The sequence below is a fragment of the Vandammella animalimorsus genome (genome assembly GCF_002285265.1).
GTDB lineage: Bacteria > Pseudomonadota > Gammaproteobacteria > Burkholderiales > Burkholderiaceae_C > Lampropedia.
This window is the reverse complement of record NZ_NSJB01000001.1, coordinates 220,905-237,281: the sequence shown is the minus strand read 5'-3', so window position 1 is coordinate 237,281 and position 16,377 is coordinate 220,905. Positions and strand designations below refer to the sequence as shown.

General features: G+C 70.1%; 11 protein-coding genes. 5 read left to right on the top strand and 6 right to left on the bottom strand.

Going from position 1 to position 16,377, the window contains the following annotated elements; translation table 11 throughout:
• Window positions 1-6: 6 nt before the first annotated feature.
• The 6 genes from CK625_RS14205 to acpS form a co-directional block, all read right to left on the bottom strand.
• Window positions 7-1,080 carry an SPOR domain-containing protein gene (locus tag CK625_RS14205; protein ID WP_275250193.1) on the bottom strand — a complete coding sequence of 358 codons (1,074 nt, stop codon included), beginning with the start codon at window positions 1,078-1,080 and terminating at the stop codon, window positions 7-9.
• A gap of 5 nt (window positions 1,081-1,085) precedes the next feature.
• Entirely contained in the window at window positions 1,086-2,486 is a 1,401-nt protein-coding gene (gene folC, locus CK625_RS00955; RefSeq protein ID WP_095538398.1) for a bifunctional tetrahydrofolate synthase/dihydrofolate synthase, read from the bottom strand.
• 136 nt (window positions 2,487-2,622) lie between these two features.
• A complete protein-coding gene (locus tag CK625_RS00950) occupies window positions 2,623-3,525 on the bottom strand; it encodes a transporter substrate-binding domain-containing protein (RefSeq protein ID WP_238945441.1) in 903 nt (300 codons plus the stop codon).
• The gene (gene nagZ / locus CK625_RS00945; RefSeq protein ID WP_095538397.1) at window positions 3,522-4,619 is read right to left on the bottom strand and encodes a beta-N-acetylhexosaminidase; all 1,098 of its coding nucleotides are present in this window, start codon (window positions 4,617-4,619) and stop codon (window positions 3,522-3,524) included. Before nagZ ends, CK625_RS00950 begins: the two co-directional genes overlap by 4 nt.
• Before the next feature lie 41 nt (window positions 4,620-4,660).
• The gene (locus tag CK625_RS00940; RefSeq protein WP_238945440.1) at window positions 4,661-5,005 is read right to left on the bottom strand and encodes a hypothetical protein; all 345 of its coding nucleotides are present in this window, start codon (window positions 5,003-5,005) and stop codon (window positions 4,661-4,663) included.
• Window positions 4,998-5,441 (bottom strand): holo-ACP synthase, encoded by a 444-nt coding sequence (acpS, locus tag CK625_RS00935; protein WP_095538396.1) that lies wholly within the window; start codon window positions 5,439-5,441, stop codon window positions 4,998-5,000. The genes CK625_RS00940 and acpS overlap by 8 nt, the downstream gene beginning before the upstream one ends.
• 382 nt (window positions 5,442-5,823) lie before the next feature.
• On the opposite strand from acpS, the gene hemA reads away from it, so the two are divergent.
• The 5 genes from hemA (at window position 5,824) to uvrA (ending at window position 16,375) form a co-directional block, all read left to right on the top strand.
• Complete coding sequence (gene hemA / locus CK625_RS00930) at window positions 5,824-7,155, top strand: glutamyl-tRNA reductase (protein WP_095538395.1); 1,332 nt, start codon at window positions 5,824-5,826, stop codon at window positions 7,153-7,155.
• A gap of 187 nt (window positions 7,156-7,342) precedes the next feature.
• A complete protein-coding gene (gene prfA, locus CK625_RS00925; protein ID WP_095538394.1) occupies window positions 7,343-8,434 on the top strand; it encodes a peptide chain release factor 1 in 1,092 nt (363 codons plus the stop codon).
• Entirely contained in the window at window positions 8,431-9,276 is an 846-nt protein-coding gene (prmC, locus tag CK625_RS00920; protein WP_095538393.1) for a peptide chain release factor N(5)-glutamine methyltransferase, read from the top strand. Before prfA ends, prmC begins: the two co-directional genes overlap by 4 nt.
• Before the next feature lie 123 nt (window positions 9,277-9,399).
• Window positions 9,400-10,179: a hypothetical protein gene (locus tag CK625_RS13840; RefSeq protein WP_095538392.1), complete on the top strand. Its 780-nt coding sequence runs from the start codon at window positions 9,400-9,402 to the stop codon at window positions 10,177-10,179.
• Between the two features lie 229 nt (window positions 10,180-10,408).
• Window positions 10,409-16,375 carry an excinuclease ABC subunit UvrA gene (gene uvrA, locus CK625_RS00910; RefSeq protein ID WP_095538391.1) on the top strand — a complete coding sequence of 1,989 codons (5,967 nt, stop codon included), beginning with the start codon at window positions 10,409-10,411 and terminating at the stop codon, window positions 16,373-16,375.
• Window positions 16,376-16,377 lie beyond the last annotated feature (2 nt).

Below are 16,377 nucleotides of genomic sequence, written 5' to 3'. Positions count from 1 at the left end.
CGCAGCTCACATGGAGACGATGGCCGCAGGCAGGCTGGCGCCGCGCACGCGCTCGGCCGCGCGATCCGCCTCAGCGCGGCTGGCAAATGGCCCGACGCGCACGCGCGTGGCCCGCCCGGCGCCGGTCTGCACCACCTGCGTGTAGGTGCGCAGCCCCAGGCCCTGCAGCTTCTGGCGGATCTCACGCACCTTGGCGTCGTCGGAAAACGCGCCGATCTGCACGATGAAGCGCCCTTCGTCCGAGCGCCCAGCGGGCGTGGTCGTGGCCACGGGTTTGCCTTCGAGCAAGGCGCGCGCGCGCGCAGATTCATCGCGGGCCGCGGCAGGCTCGGCCGCCGGCGCTGGCGGGGGCGTGGCCACGGCCACTTGGGTGGGGCGCGCCGGCTTGCTCTCGGCTGGCTTGGCCTCGGGTTTGCTCTCTGGCTTGGCTTCAGGCTTGGCCTCTGGCTTGGCGCTGGGCTTGGTCTCTTGCTTGGGCGCAGGCTTGCTCTCAGCAGGTTTGGCCTCAGGCTTGCCCTTGGGTTTGCTCTCGGGTTTGCTCTCGGTGGGCTTGGCCTCGGCCGGTTTGCTCTCGGGCTTGGCCGCAGGCGGTTTGGGCGCGGGTTGCTTGGCCTCCTGGGCGCGCTGCGCGGCCAGGCTGCGCGGCTCCTGCGCGGGCTGGGGTTTGCTGCGCGTGGCTGCCGGCTGGTTGCCGGCAGCGGGCTGCGGACTGCTGGCCTGGCCACGGCCGGCGCGCGCCGGCGTCAGCGCATCCAGGTCCATGACTTCCTCGTCATCGGCCAGGCCGAAGCGGTTGGGGCCCGAGGGCGTGAGCACCGCCACCTGGGCCGGATCGTCCCCGGCGGCCGGCGCTGTCTCGCCGCCCAGGATGCTCACGCGCGCATCCACCACGGCGGGCCTGGGCTCGGTGTCGAACAGCATGGGGAAGACCACAATCGCCACCAGCACCAGCAGACAGGCCCCGATGAGCCGGTGGCGCGCCCGGCGGCGCATGTCTTCCAGCAGATTCACAGGCGCGCGCGCGCGCTGGCCGGTGCTGTCTGCGCCGCTGTCGGCAGCGCGCGTGTCGAATAAAGCCATAGAACTTACTGCAGGTGGCGCGCCCCAAGCTGCGGCACGCCCTGGGCCAGCACACCGCCAACGGTGTGAAACGAGCCAAAAACGACGATTCTATCAGCCGGCTCCGCCGCCGCCGCGGCGGCATCCAGGGCCAATTGCGGGCTGGCAAAGGCCTGCGCGGGCACCTGGCGCGGGCGCTGGGCCGCCATCTGCAAGGCCTGCCAGCGCTGCACAAGCGCCGTGGCCTGCTCGGCGCGCGCCAGCGGCAAATCGGTGAAGTACCAGCGATCGACCAGCGGCCCGATGCGCTGCAGCACAGTGTTCAGGTCCTTGTCGTGCATGGCGCCAAAGACTGCGTGCGTGGTGGGGAAGAAGCCCATGGCGTCCAGATTGGCCGCCAGCGCCGCCACCGAGTGCGGGTTGTGCGCCACGTCCAGCACCAGCGTGGGCTGGCCCGGCACGATCTGAAAGCGCCCTGGCACCTGCACCAGGGCCAGGCCCTGGCGGATGGCCTGGGCGGTGACGGGCAGGCGCTGGCGCAGCGCCTGCAGGGCCGCCAGCACGCCAGAGGCGTTGACCAGCTGATTGGCGCCGCGCAGCGCCGGGTAGGCCAGGCCGTGCAGGCGCTTGCCGCGCCCGGCCCAGCTCCATTGCTGGCGGTCGCCGGCGTAATTGAAATCGCGCCCGGCCAGCCACAGGTCTGCGCCGATGCGCTCGGCATGGGCCTGCAGGGATTGCGGCGGCATCGGGTCGGCCACGATGGCCGGCACGCCGGGGCGCATGATGCCGGCCTTCTCGCGACCGATGGATTCGCGGTCCGGGCCCAGGTAGTCCACGTGGTCGATGTCCACGCTGGTGATCAGCGCGCAGTCGGCATCGAACAGGTTGGTCGCATCCAGCCGCCCACCCAGGCCGACCTCCAGGATGGCCACGTCCAGCCGGCTGTGGCTGAGCAGGCGGGCAATGGCCAGCGTGGTGAACTCGAAATAGCTCAGCGACACCGGCTCGCCGCCCTGCCCGGCGCGCCAGCGCGCCTGCTCGACCGCGGCAAAGTGCGGCAGCAGCTGCTCGGCTGTGGCGTTCTCGCCGCCGATGCGGCAGCGCTCCTCGAAATGCACCAGGTGCGGCGAGGTATAGACCCCGGTGCGGTAGCCGGCCTGCAGCGCAATGGCTTCGAGCATGGCGCAGCTCGAGCCCTTGCCATTCGTGCCGGCCACGGTGATCAGCGGGCAATCAAAGCGCAGATCCAGCGCCTGCGCCACCTGACGCACGCGCTGCAGCCCCAGCTCGATCTGCTGGGGGTGGATGCGCTCGCAATAGGCCAGCCACTGGGCCAACGTGGCGAAGTCGGCCGGGCCGGCGCTGGCGCTGGCGTTGGCATCCGCGTCGGCGGCGTTGGGGTCATTGGGGGCAGCGATCTGGGTCATGGGCTTGGATTGAAAACAAGAAACGCCACGGCCGCACCCAGCGCCTTGGCCAAGGCGCTGGGCGCGGCGGTCGCGCAGTGGGTTGGCCGGGGGCAGCTCAGCGGCTGCGCGCCGGCTCAGCCGGGGCAGACAACGCTCAAGGCGCCAGCCACTTGGCCTGGGCCTCGCGCAGCTGGCCGCGCTCGTGCATTTGCTGCCAGACGAAGTGCATCACGCGGCGGTAGTCGGCGTCGTCCAGCGGCAGCAAAAAGCCCAGCCAGTTGCGCGGCGTCAACGGCTGGTCGATGAAGGCCGCATGCAGGCGCGGGTCTGTGCGGGCGTAGTGCAGCGCCTCGTAGGTTTCGGTGATCATCACATCGCCCTGGCCTTCGGCGATCAGGGCCGGAATCTGCGCATTGTGCTCATGGGTGCGCACCTGGGCCTGGCCCAGGTGGGCGTCGACGAACAGCTCGTTGGTGCCGCCCGGGTTCTTGATGACGCGCACATCGGGCTGGTTCAGGCTTTGCAGCGTGGTGAAGCGATCTTTGTGCTCGGCGCGCACCAGCGCCACTTTGCCGAACGGCGCGTAGCCCGGCAGCATGTCGGCCTGGCTCAGGCGCGCGACGTTGCGCGTGATGCCGCCGATGGCGATGTCGAAGCGGTCGGCCTGCAAATCGGGCAGCAGGCTCTTCCAGGTCGTGGGCACGTACTCGATGCGCACGCCCAGCTCCTTGGCGATGAGCTCGATCAGGTCGATGTCGTGGCCGGAGTAACCGCCCTCGGTCTTGATGGCAAAGGGCCGGTAGTCACCGGGCGTGCCCACGCGCAGCAGCTTTTTTTCCATGATGCGGTCAAGCCGCTCGCCGGCCTGGGCCGCGGGCGCGGCCAGCAGGCCCAGCGCGGCGGCGGCGGCCAGCAGCAGCGCGGCCAGCCAGTGCCGCCAGTGCCACCAAATGGCGCTTGGCCCGGCGGCGCGGCAGGCGCGGATGACTTGAATGGTTCTGTGGGTCACTGGGTACATGGTGTTGGCTTTCATGGCGGTCGCTCGATTCCGGTTCATGGCAGTTGCTCCAGCGCCTGCAGGTAGGCCGGGTCTTGCATCAGCATGTCCCAGGGCTGCGGCGGCGTGGTGGGCAGCAGGGCCTGGCGGCGGCGTTCGCTGTGCGGGTCGCACTGCCAGTCGCCGGCCTTGAGGGCGGCGGCCATGCCGTCGATCCAGGCATCCAGGGCCGCGCCGCCGTCCAGGCTTTGGTTGCACAGCAGCAGCAGGTCGCAGCCGGCGTTGAGCGCGGCCACTCCGGCCTCGGTGGCGTCCACGGCGCGCCCGTCCAGGCGGCGCCCGCCTTCCATGCTCAGGTCGTCGCTGAAGATGGCGCCGTCGAACTGCAACTGCCCGCGCAGGATGTCGCGCAGCCAGCGCGCCGAGTAGCCGGCCGGCCGGGCATCGACGCGGGCATAGACCACGTGCGCCACCATCACCGCCGCCAGGCTGGAGCGCAGCCAGCCGTAGGGGGCGGCATCGTCCTGCAAGATGGCGCGCAGGCTGCGCCGATCCACAGGGATTTCGGTGTGCGAATCGGCGTGCACGAAGCCATGCCCAGGGAAGTGCTTGGCGCAGTGGGCCATGCCGCCTTGCAGCAGCCCCTGCATCAGCGCCTTGGCCAGCAGGCTGACCACGCGCGCATCGGCGTGCAGCGCGCGGTCGCCGATCACGGTGCTGCCGCCCCAGTCCAGATCGACCACGGGGGTGAAGCTCAGGTCCACGCCGCAGGCGCGCAGCTCGCTGGCCAGCACCTGGCCCAGCGCCGTGGCCGCGCCCAGCGCCCGCAGCGCGCCCGTGCCGGGCAGGCCGCGGTGCGGGCCGCGGCGGTCGTCCTGCTCCCACATCGCCCCCAGCGCGCGCATGGGCGGCAGCGGCGTGAAGCCATCGCTGCGAAAACGCTGCACGCGCCCGCCTTCCTGGTCCACACAGATGAGCAGATCGCTGCGCACGGCCTTGATCTGCGCGCACAGCTGCACGAGCTGGCGGCGGTCCTCCCAATTGCGGGCAAACAGGGTCAGGCCGCCCACCAGCGGGTGGGCCAGGCGCTCGCGGTCGATGGCCTGCAAGCTGGTGCCGGCCACGTCAATGAACAAAGGGGCGTGTGCGTACATGGAAGACAAAGAAAGAGAAAAAGATGCCGCGCGGCTGTGCGTCAGCGGCTGGGAGCATCGGGCGGCGCATCGAACTCCTGCTTTGTGCGAGGCGCCTGAGGGCATTGCGCGTCGAGAGATTGGCGGTAGCGGATGCAGCCGCGCATGAATTGCGGCCAGTCGGGCACTTCGGGGCTGGGCTGCACCTGCTCGGGCAGCAGTTGCCACAGCTGCGGGTGGTACCAGCACAGATCGTGGCCGGAGCAGTCGCGGTGCGCGCGGATGCCGGCGCGCAGGCGGCGCACCTCGTCGGCCAGTTGCGCAGCGCTCATGTGCTGCAAGTCCGCATCCAGCGCTGCATCGGCCGCAGCCTGCCCGGCTGGCAGATGGTCTGCTCGATCACTCATGGCCGCCTCCTCCTGTAGCTCCCATAGCGCCTGTGCCCGGCGCCGCGCCCATCTGGGCGATGCAAAAGGCCACGGCGTAGTCCTGCTCATCGGAGAGCGAGACGTGAAATTGCAGCCCGCGTTGCGCGCACCATTGGCGCAGCGCGCCGTGTGTGATGATCTGCGGCTGGCCCGATGCGCCATTGGCCACCTCGCAATCGCGCCAGCCCATGGGCTGGCGCATGCCCAGGCCAATGGCCTTGCTGAAGGCCTCCTTGACGGCAAAGCGCGTGGCCACAAAGCGCACGCCGCGCTGCGGCGAACGCGCCGCGCGGGCCCGCCAGGCGGCCAGCTCGCCATCGGCCAGCACCTTCTGCGCAAAACGCTCGCCATGGCGTTGCAGCGCCTGCTCAATGCGGCGGATGTCGCAAATGTCGGTGCCAATGCCGTAAATCATGGGGCCGCATTATGAAACCTCCGCGCCGGCAGCGCCGCCCAACGCACTGGCCGGGGGGACGGATTCGAGCCAGTGCTGCCGATTGCGCCGCTGTTGCCTGCCGAGGCCGGGATGTGCGCCCGGCAGCGCACCTCCTTTTCTTGTCTCGCCAAGAAAAGGAGGCAAAAGAAGGCGACCCCACTGCCCGCGACCCCGGCGCTGCGCGCCGGGGCGACCTGTGCCGCTGGCAGAAGGGGATTCTGTCCGGGCCATCGCTGCGCTCGGCCCTTGCGTTCTCGAAACGGCATCTCCCGGCAACAGTCCACAGATTTCCGATGCCCCCGCTCAGGCAAGATGCAGCGGGGCCTGCAGGGTTTGGTAACAATTTTTATAATGCGCGGTTATGGCCGTCTGGACGCTTGGGATCAACCACCACACTGCCCCGCTGGATCTGCGGGGCCGCTTTGCCTATGCGCTGGAGCACATCGGCCCGGCGCTGCATGGGCTGCGCCAGTCGCTGCTGCAGGGCCATGGGCCGCAGCCGGTGGAATCGGCCATTCTCTCGACCTGCAACCGCACCGAGATTTACTGCGCCGCGCCCAGCGCCCTGCCCCAGCCCCAGCGGCTGGCGCTGCAGCAGGCCACGCTGGACTGGCTGGCGCGCAGCGGCGGCCTGACGGCGCAGGATCTGGCCCAGTACGCCTACACGCACGATCAGGATCTGGCCGCGCGCCACGCCTTTCGCGTGGCCAGCGGGCTGGACTCCATGGTGCTGGGCGAGGCGCAAATCCTCGGCCAGATGAAAAACGCCGTGCGCGCGGCCGAGCAGGCCGGCGCGCTGGGCAGCACGCTGCACCAGCTGTTCCAGCGCAGCTTTGCCGTGGCCAAGGAGGTGCGCAGCAGCACCGCCATCGGCGCGCACTCCATCAGCATGGCCGCGGCCGCCGTGCGCCTGGCCGGCCAGCTGTTCGAGGACTTTGCCCGCCTGAAGGTGCTGTTCATCGGCGCGGGCGAGATGATCGAGCTGGCCAGCACGCACTTTGCCGCGCAGCGCCCACAGGGCATCGTGATTGCCAACCGCACGCTTGAGCGCGGCGAGAAGCTGGCCGCACGCCTGGGCGCGCAGACGCTGCGCATCGGCGAGCTGCCCGAGCGCCTGCACGAGTTCGACATCATCGTCTCCTGCACCGCCAGCAGCGTGCCCATCATCGGCCTGGGCGCGGTCGAGCGCGCGCTCAAGCGCCGCCGCAACAGCCCCATGTTCATGGTCGATCTGGCCGTGCCGCGCGACATCGAGCCCGAAGTGCAGGCCCAGGACAACGTCTACCTCTACACCGTGGACGACCTGGCCAGCGTGGTGCAAAGCGGCAGGGCCCAGCGCGAGGCCGCCGTGGCCCAGGCCGAGGCCATCATCGACAGCGGCGTGCAGCACTTTGCCCGCTGGCTGGAGATGCGCAGCAGCCAAAGCGCCGTGGTGCCGCTGATCCAGCAGCTGCAGCAGCAGGCCCAGAGCTGGAACGCCCAGGAAGTGGCGCGCGCGCGCAAGATGCTGGCGCGCGGCGAGGACCTGGACGCCGTGCTGCAGGCGCTGGCGCACAACCTGAGCAAGAAAATGCTGCACGGCGCCGTCAGCGAGCTGCGCAACGGCCACGGCGACGCGGACGAACGCCAGCAGACCGCGCACATGGTCTCGCGCCTGTTCCTGCGCGGCGAGGCGCCGCCGCGCCAGCATTAGCGCCGGCCAGCCACACCGCACGCCAGCACGCCTGGCACGGCCGGGGCGCGGCGGCCCCACAACGCCCACGCCCTGCCCTTCCCCGCCAGCCATTGCCCGCGCCACCGGCGCCATGCCGCGCCCCGCAAACGCCACCGCGCCATCGCCCGGCCCGATCGCCCACTTTCCCCACCTTCCTGCCCGGCCCATGCAAGCCCACCTCCGCCCCCAGCTCGAACGCTACGTGCAACGCCTTGCAGAGCTCGATTTCCTGCTCTCGCGCCAAGACATCCTGGCCGACATGCAGCAATACCGCCGCATCGCCAGCGAGCACGCCGAGGTCACGCAGATCGCCAGCCGCTACAGCCGCTACCAGGCCCACGCCGCCGACCTGCAAACCGCCCAGGAGCTGCTGCAGGACGCGCACAGCGACGCCGACACCCTGGCGCTGGCGCAGGAGGAAATCGCCCACGCCACGCAGCAGATGCAGCAGCTGGAGGCCGAACTGCAGCGCCTGCTGCTGCCGCGCGACCCGGACGAGGCGCGCAATGCCTTCCTGGAAATCCGCGCCGGCACCGGCGGCGACGAATCGGCGCTGTTTGCCGGCGACCTGCTGCGCATGTACACGCGCTATGCCGACAGCCAGGGCTGGAAGTGCGAGCTCATCAGCGCCAGCGACAGCGAGCTGGGCGGCTACAAAGAGGCCGTGCTGCGCATCGAGGGCGAGCGCGTTTACGGGCGGCTGCGCTTCGAATCGGGCGGGCACCGCGTGCAGCGCATCCCCGCCACCGAAACCCAGGGCCGCATCCACACCAGCGCCTGCACCGTGGCCGTGCTGCCCGAGCCGGACGAGGCCGTGGCCGTGCAGCTCAACCCGGCCGAGCTGCGCATCGACACCTTCCGCGCCAGCGGCGCCGGCGGCCAGCACGTCAACAAGACCGACTCGGCCGTGCGCATCACCCACATCCCCACCGGCATGGTGGCCGAATGCCAGGACGACCGCAGCCAGCACCGCAACAAGGCCAAGGCCTTGCAGGTGCTGGCCGCGCGCCTGCAGGAGCAAGAGCGCAGCGCCCAGGCCGCCAAGGACGCCGCGCTGCGCAAGGGCCTGATCGGCAGCGGCGACCGCTCCGACCGCATCCGCACCTACAACTTCCCGCAGGGCCGCCTGACCGACCACCGCATCGGCCTGACGCTCTACAAGCTGCCCAGCATCATCGAGGGCGATCTGCAGGAGGTGCTGGACGCGCTGCAGGCCACGCGCGAGGCCGAGCTGCTGGCCCAGCTGCAACCCCAATGAGCGCCCCCGCCACCATCGCCCAGGCCCTGCAACAGGCCGCCGCGCAAGGCCTGGCGCGGCTGGACGCCCAGCTGCTGCTGCTGCACGCGCTGGGGCGCCAGGCCAGCCAGCGCGCCTGGCTGCTGGCCCACGACGAGCAGCCGCTGGATGCCGCCCAGGCCGCGCACTGGGCGCAGCTGCTGCAGGCCCGCGCCGACGGCGTGCCGCTGGCCTACCTGACCGGGCAGCGCGAATTCTTTGGCCTGCCGCTGCGCGTCACCCCGGCCGTGCTCGACCCGCGCCCGGACACCGAAACCCTGGTCGAATGGGCGCTGCAGCTGCTGCCCCAGCAAGGCCAGCCGCGCCTGCTGGATCTGGGCACCGGCAGCGGCGCCATTGCGCTGGCGCTCAAAAGCCAGCGCCCCGACGCCCAGGTCTGGGCCTGCGAGCAAAGCCTGGCCGCGCTGCAAGTGGCCCAGGGCAATGCCCAGCGCCTGGGCCTGGCGCTGCACTGGCTGCACGGCCACTGGCTGGAGCCGGCCCGCCAGGCCGGCCTGGGCGATTGGGACATGATCGTCAGCAACCCGCCCTACATCGCCGAGCACGACCCGCACCTGCCCGCGCTGCGCCACGAGCCGCGCCAGGCACTGACCAGCGGCGCCGACGGGCTGGACGACATCCGCCACATCATCGCCCACGCCCTGCCCGCGCTGGCGCCCGGCGGCTGGCTGCTGCTGGAGCACGGCTGGCAGCAGCACCAGCAAGTCGCCCAACTGTTGGCCCAGGCAGGCTATGGCGAAGTGGCCCACCGCCGCGACCTGGCCGGCCACATCCGCTGCACCGGCGCACGCCGCCTGCGCTAGAGCCTGCATAGCGCCCATAATGGCAGCCCGTCTGGCTTGGCATGAGCGGACCCCTGCCGCCGCATCGGCAAAGCCATTCTTGCCACGGCCTCTTGGCCTTGCTCGACTTGGAGCACCGCACCGATGATCCGCCCCCTCCGTACTGATTGGGCACTGGGCGCCGCGCTGACTTTGCTGGGCTGCACTGCAGGCCAAGCCCCCGGCACCGCCCCTGCGCCAGAGCCGGCCAGCACCCAGCAAGCGCCCATGCCAACGCCCCAGCCTGCACGGGCCGTGCCAGTCAAAGAGCCGGCCCCTTGCAGCCCGCATCAAACCCAAGCTGCGTACATCCAGGCCTGCAAGCCCCAAGCTGGGGACAAGGTCGATGCCGCCACGCGCAAGGCCACAGTCCAAGCCTTGCATGCCCCTTTCGCGCGCCTTGGCTTGCAGCGCCACACATTGGTTTGGAAGGCCTGGGACGCAAAGGCCGCGCAGTCTGAGCCTGCGGTGCACAGGCACACCCAGTTCGAGCCCGGCCCGCGTGAGCGCGTCTACAAAGTGGGCCCTGATGGCCTGGAGCTTCTTCACATTCGCGTCGATGCAAACACGGTATGGAAAAAGACCCAGGATGGCGGCTGGCGGCAAAAGCCTCTGCCCAGGCCAACGCCCAGCGCAGCCTATCTGGCCCAGCACGCCATCTTGGCGGTGCAGCGCAGCACCAGCGCCGCCGGCGCGCCGATACTGACGGTGCACAGCAAGGGCGAGCTCGGCCAGCTCCAGTTGGAGCAGCGCCTGAGCATCGACACCCAGCGCGGCTTGCTGCTGCACATTGACCAAACCATCCCAGGCCTGTTCAGGCAGACTTTCGATTTCGACTGGGATACAGCGTTTGAGCCCATCACGCTCCCCGCTGAAGGGGGTTGAAAACGCTTGCAAGGTTGAACGCCTTGCAAGCGTTTTCGCCTTGCACCTGCGTGCTTTTGCCCCGAAAGACCGCTTCGCAAACCCAATCTCAACAACCCTGGCGCGCAAGGTCAATCCATCCGCAGCCGCCTCGCCAAGACTTTGCCCAGCCCCGGGCAGAACGCCCGCAATTTCCATTCCAAATTCGCCCCGCCCAGGCCCGCGCACGGCCCTGGCACGCCCCACACGTATGCCCCGCTCCGACGCTCCCTCCTCTGCCCCCTCAGCCCAGCCAGCCAGCCCAGCGGCCCCGCAGCCGCAGGCCATCCGCATCCGTGGCGCGCGCCAGCACAATTTGCAGAACCTGGATCTGGACATTGCCCCCGGCACGCTGACAGTGGTCACCGGCCCCAGCGGCAGCGGCAAGTCTTCGCTGGTGTTCGACACGCTCTATGCCGAGGGCCAGCGCCGCTATGTGGAGACGTTCTCGGCCTACGCGCGGCAATTCCTCGACCGCATGGACAAGCCCGCGGTGGACCGCATCGAGGGCGTGCCGCCGGCCATCGCCATCGACCAGACCAACCCGGTGCGCAATAGCCGCTCCACCGTGGGCACGATGACCGAGCTCAACGACCACCTGAAGCTGCTGTTTGCGCGCACGGCCCAGCTCTACGACCGGCAGACGGCCCTGCCTGTGCGCCACGATACGCCGCAAAGCGTGTATGCGGCCTTGCAGGCGCGCTTCGGCAAGGAGGGTGGCAAGGGGGATGGCAAAGAGGATGGCCAGGGCGAGGGCGACCCGCGCCTGGTGGTGACCTTTGCCGTGGAGCTGCCCGCCGACACCAGCGAGGAGCAAATGCAGCAGTGGCTGGCCGCCAGCGGCTACACCAAGGTGCAAGCCCAGCGGCTGGTGCAGGTGGAGCAGGCCGCAGCCACTGCCGCCACTGGCAAGGCGGCGAAGAAAACGGGCAAGTCCGCCAAGGCGGCCAAGGCCAGCTCGGCCCCGGCGCAGCGCAAGGTGCTGGATGTGGTGGCCGATCGCTTTCGCCTCTCGCGTGCCGAGCCAGCGCGGGTGGTCGAGGCGCTGGAGACGGCCTTCCAGCGCGGCCACGGGCGGCTGGCGGTGTATGTGCTACCCGAGGCTGAGGCCGAGGGCGAGGCCGCAGCGCCCGAAGTGCTGCACTTCTCCCAAGGCCTGCACTGCCCCGAAAGCCAGTTGCGCTATCAGGAGCCCACGCCCTCGATGTTTTCCTTCAACTCCCCGGCCGGGGCCTGCGAGGCCTGCCGGGGCTTTGGCCGCGTGATCGGCGTGGACTGGGGCCTGGTGATCCCCGATGAGCGCTTGAGCTTGCGCCAGGGCGCCATCAAGGCCATCCAAACCCCGGCCTGGAAGGAGATTCAGGACGATTTGCTGCGCCACGCCGAGAGCTGGAGCATCCCGCGCGACACGCCCTGGCGGGACTTGACGCCCGAGCAGCGGCACTGGGTGCTGCACGGCGCGCCGGACTGGAACGGCAAATGGACGCAGAAGTGGTACGGCATTGCGCGCTTTTTCGAATACCTGGAGAGCAAGGCCTACAAGATGCACATCCGCGTGCTGCTCTCCAAATACCGCAGCTACACCACCTGCCCGGCCTGCGCAGGCGCGCGGCTGAAGACGCAAAGCCTGCTTTGGCGCGTGGGCACCAAGGCGGCGGCGGATGCGGCGCTGCCCGCTGCGCAGCGCTTCATGCCCGCAGGTGTGGGCTGGAGCCGCGCGCAATTGGAGGCCCTGCCCGGCCTGTGCCTGCACGATCTGATGCAGTTGCCGCTGGCGCGGCTGGCGCACTTCATGGCCACCCTGGCGCCGCCCGAGGATGACGACGGCGCCCAAGCCCAGGCCACACGCATGCTGCTGGCAGAAATCAACGCGCGGCTGCGCTTTCTCAACGAGGTCGGCATTGGCTATCTGACGTTGGATCGGCAAAGCCGCACCTTGAGCGGCGGCGAGGTGCAGCGCATCAACCTGACGACGGCGCTGGGCACTTCGCTGGTGGGCACCTTGTTCGTGCTCGACGAGCCCAGCATCGGCCTGCACCCGCGCGACATGCAGCGCATCAACCAGGCCATGCTGCGCCTGCGCGATGCGGGCAATACGCTGGTGGTGGTGGAGCACGACCCGGCGGTGATGCTGGCGGCCGACCGCATCATCGACATGGGGCCGCGCCCAGGCAGCGGCGGCGGGCGCATCGTGTTCGATGGCACGCCCGCCGCGCTGCGCCAGGCCGACACGCTCACCGGCCAATACCTGGGCGGGCGGCTGCGCATCGACAGCCCGGCGCGGCGCGCCGTGCAGCCGGGCACGCCGCGCCTGCTGCTGCAGGGCGCGCGCGCCAACAACCTGCAAGGCATGGATGTGGAGTTCCCCTTGCAGCGCATGGTGTGCGTGACGGGCGTGTCCGGCTCGGGCAAGTCCACGCTGATTCAGGACGTGCTGGCCCCGGCGCTGCTGCGCGCCTTTGGCAAAGCGACGGACGCGCCCGGCGCGCACGATGCGCTGCTGGGGGCCGACCACCTGGCCGATGCGGTGTTCATCGATCAATCGCCCATCGGCAAGACGGCGCGCTCCAACCCGGCCAGCTACGTGGGCGCGTGGGATGCCATCCGCAAGCTCTTTGCCGATGCGCCGCTGGCGCGCCAGCGCGGCTACACGGCGGCCAAGTTCAGCTTCAACAGCGGCGACGGGCGCTGCCCGGTGTGCGGCGGCAGCGGTTTCGAGCATGTGGAGATGCAGTTCCTCTCCGACGTCTATCTGCGCTGCCAGGAATGCAACGGCAGCCGCTACCGCCCCGAGGTGCTGGAGGTGCAGATCGAGCGCGGCGGCCAGGCGCTGAACGTGGCCGACGTGCTGGCGCTGACGGTGGACGAGGCGCTGGCGTGCTTTACCGCCGACCGCGAGGTGCTGCGCGCCCTGCAACCGCTGGCCGACGTAGGGCTGGAATACCTGCGCCTGGGCCAGAGCGTGCCCACGCTCAGCGGCGGCGAGGCCCAGCGCCTCAAGCTCGCCGGGCACCTGGCCGAGGCCGCGCAGCGGGCCAGCAAAAGCCGCCAGCCGCTGGCGCGCAAGGGCACGCTGTTTTTATTTGACGAGCCGACCACCGGCCTGCATTTCGACGACATCGCCAAGCTCATGCGCGCGCTGCGCAAGCTGCTCGATGCCGGGCACTCGCTGATCCTGATCGAACACAACCTGGACGTGATGCGCGCGGCCGACTGGATCATCGACCTGGGCCCCGAAGCCGGCGAGGCTGGCGGGCGCATCGTGGCGCAAGGCACGCCAGAAGAAGTGGCCCGGCACCCCAGCTCCTTCACTGCCAAGGCTTTGCGCGACTATGAAAAAGCGTTGAGCGTTGAGCGTTGGGCGTTGAGCGTGCGGGAAGAGCCAGCTCACGCCCAACGCCCAACGCCCAACGCCCAACCTGAATCTGCGCAGCAGATTCAGATCATTCACGCCCGCGAGCACAACCTGAAAAACCTCAGCGTCTCCATCCCGCGCGGGCGTTTCAACGTCATCACCGGCGTGTCCGGCTCGGGCAAATCCACGCTGGCCTTCGACATCCTGTTTGGCGAGGGCCAGCGCCGCTATCTGGAATCGCTCAACGCCTACGCGCGCTCCATCGTGCAGCCGGCCAGCCGCCCGGATGTGGACGCCGTGCACGGCATCCCGCCCACGGTGGCGATCGAGCAGCGCCTCTCGCGCGGCGGGCGCAAATCCACCGTCGGCACGGCCACCGAGGTCTGGCACTACCTGCGCCTGCTGTACGTCAAGCTGGGCGTGCAGCACTGCGTGCACGACGGCGCGGCGGTGCAGCCGCAATCGCTGGACGCCATCGCCGCCCACGTGCTGCGCCAGCACCGCGGCCAACACATCGGCCTGCTGGCGCCGCTGGTGGTGGGCCGCAAGGGCATTTACAGCGAGGTTGCCGAATGGGCGCGGCTGCGCGGCCACACGCATTTGCGCGTCGATGGCGCGTTTGTGCCCACCGCGCCCTTCCCCAAGCTGGACCGCTACAAGGAACACCACATCGAGCTGCCCGTGTGCAGCCTGGATGTCACGCCCGCCAACGAGGCGCTGCTGCGCGAGCAACTGGCGCAGGCGCTGCAACACGGCAAGGGCGTGGTGCAGGTGCTCAGCGGCACCGGCCAGCCAGATGGCCACGGTAGCCCCGGCGGCCTGGCCGCCGCGCTGGCGGCCGACCCCAGCGGCCAGGGCACGCGCGGCCTGGGCCAGATCGACAGCTATTCCACGCTGCGCGCCTGCCCGCAATGCAGCGCCTCCTACCCCGAGCTGGACCCGCGCCTGTTCTCCTACAACAGCGCGCACGGCTGGTGCCCCGACTGCGTGGGCACCGGCCTGGCGCTGACGCGCGAGCAGCGCAAGGCGCTGGACGACTCCACCCCGCAGGACGAGCGCGGGCGCGAGCGCAGCTTTGACGAGCCGGACGTGGAAGGCTTGGGCGAGGCCGCCTGCCCCACTTGCCAGGGCACGCGCCTGAACGCCACGGCGCGCGCCGTGCGCTTTCACGGCCAGGCGATCACCGACTTGGCGCGGCGGACGGTCAGCGAGCTGCGCGCCTGGGTGCAAAGCCTGCAAGCGGGCAGCGCCGCCGACGCACTCAGCCCCCGCGAAGCCGAAATCGCCCGCGACCTGCTGCCAGAGATCCGCTCCCGGCTGGAGTTTCTGGAGCAGGTCGGCCTGGGCTATCTCACGCTGGATCGCGGCGCGCCCACGCTCAGCGGCGGCGAGGCCCAGCGCATCCGCCTGGCCGCGCAACTGGGCAGCAACCTGCAAGGCGTGTGCTACGTGCTGGACGAGCCCACCATCGGCCTGCACGCGCGCGACAACCGCATCCTGCTGGGCGCGCTGCAGGCCCTGAGCGACAAGGGCAACACCCTGGTCGTGGTCGAGCACGATGAGGACACCATCCGCAGCGCCGACCACCTCATCGACATCGGCCCCGGCGCGGGCGTGCGCGGCGGCACCATCGTCGCCCAGGGGCGGCCCGAGGCCGTGGCGCAGCACCCCGACTCGCTCACCGGCCGCTACCTGCGCCAGGCCATGCGCCACCCGTTTCGCCCGCGCCGCGCCGTGGGCGCAGACAGCCCCGCGCTGCGCCTGCAAGGCGCCAGCCTGCACAACCTGCAAGGCATCAACGCCTGGGTGCCGCTGGGGCGGCTGGTGGCGATCACTGGCGTGTCCGGCTCGGGCAAATCCACGCTGGCGCGCGAAGTGCTGCTGGCCAACGTGGCGCGGCTGGTCGGCCAGCAGGCCAGCAAGGCCGGGCGCGAAGCCCTGCGCGAGCGCGGCGCGGCCGGGCAGTTGCAACACCTGCGCGGCCTGCAAGGCTTCGAAGGCATCGACCGCGTGCTCGAAGTCGATCAAACCCCCATCGGCAAAACCCCGCGCTCCTGCCCGGCCACCTACATCGGCTTTTGGGACACGGTGCGCAAGCTCTTTGCCGACACGCTCGAAGCCAAGGCGCGCGGCTACAGCGCCAGCCGCTTCTCCTTCAACACCGGCGAGGGCCGCTGCCCGGCCTGCGAAGGCCAGGGCATGCGCACCATCGAAATGAGCTTTCTGCCCGATGTGAAAGTGCCCTGCGAGCTCTGCCGTGGCGCGCGCTTCAACCCCGAAACCCTGGCCGTGACCTGGCGCGGCAAGCACATCGGCCAGGTGCTGCAAATGGAGGTGGACGAGGCCATCGGCTTCTTCGCCAGCATGCCCGCCATCGCCCATCCGCTGCGACTGCTGCAAGACGTGGGCCTGGGCTACCTCACCCTGGGCCAGCCCAGCCCTACGCTCAGCGGCGGCGAAGCCCAGCGCATCAAGCTCGTGACCGAGCTGGCCAAGGTGCGCGACGACATCACCCGCCGCGGCAACAAGGCCCCGCACACCCTGTACGTGCTGGACGAGCCCACCGTGGGCCTGCACATGGCCGACGTGGAAAAACTCATCGGCGTGCTGCACCGCCTGGTCGATGGCGGGCACAGCGTGCTCGTCATCGAACACGATCTGGACCTGATCGCCGAGGCCGACTGGATCATCGACCTGGGCCCCGAAGGCGGCCAGGCCGGCGGCCAGATCGTCGCCGCCGGCACGCCCGAGGACGTGGCCGCCCAAGGCAGCCTGACCGGCCAGGCCCTGGCCCCGGTGCTGCAACGGCCTGGCCAGTGCTGAAC

Excerpts from the sequence above, each read along its gene's own strand:
- CK625_RS14205 (WP_275250193.1), bottom strand. The coding sequence starts at position 1,080 with ATGGCTTTATTCGACACGCGCGCTGCCGACAGCGGCGCAGACAGCACC.
- prfA (WP_095538394.1), top strand. The coding sequence starts at position 7,343 with ATGCAAGCCCACCTCCGCCCCCAGCTCGAACGCTACGTGCAACGCCTT.
- CK625_RS13840 (WP_095538392.1), top strand. The coding sequence starts at position 9,400 with ATGATCCGCCCCCTCCGTACTGATTGGGCACTGGGCGCCGCGCTGACT.
- folC (WP_095538398.1), bottom strand. The coding sequence starts at position 2,486 with ATGACCCAGATCGCTGCCCCCAATGACCCCAACGCCGCCGACGCGGAT.
- CK625_RS00940 (WP_238945440.1), bottom strand. The coding sequence starts at position 5,005 with ATGAGTGATCGAGCAGACCATCTGCCAGCCGGGCAGGCTGCGGCCGAT.
- nagZ (WP_095538397.1), bottom strand. The coding sequence starts at position 4,619 with ATGTACGCACACGCCCCTTTGTTCATTGACGTGGCCGGCACCAGCTTG.
- CK625_RS00950 (WP_238945441.1), bottom strand. The coding sequence starts at position 3,525 with ATGAACCGGAATCGAGCGACCGCCATGAAAGCCAACACCATGTACCCA.
- prmC (WP_095538393.1), top strand. The coding sequence starts at position 8,431 with ATGAGCGCCCCCGCCACCATCGCCCAGGCCCTGCAACAGGCCGCCGCG.
- hemA (WP_095538395.1), top strand. The coding sequence starts at position 5,824 with ATGGCCGTCTGGACGCTTGGGATCAACCACCACACTGCCCCGCTGGAT.
- acpS (WP_095538396.1), bottom strand. The coding sequence starts at position 5,441 with ATGATTTACGGCATTGGCACCGACATTTGCGACATCCGCCGCATTGAG.
- uvrA (WP_095538391.1), top strand. The coding sequence starts at position 10,409 with ATGCCCCGCTCCGACGCTCCCTCCTCTGCCCCCTCAGCCCAGCCAGCC.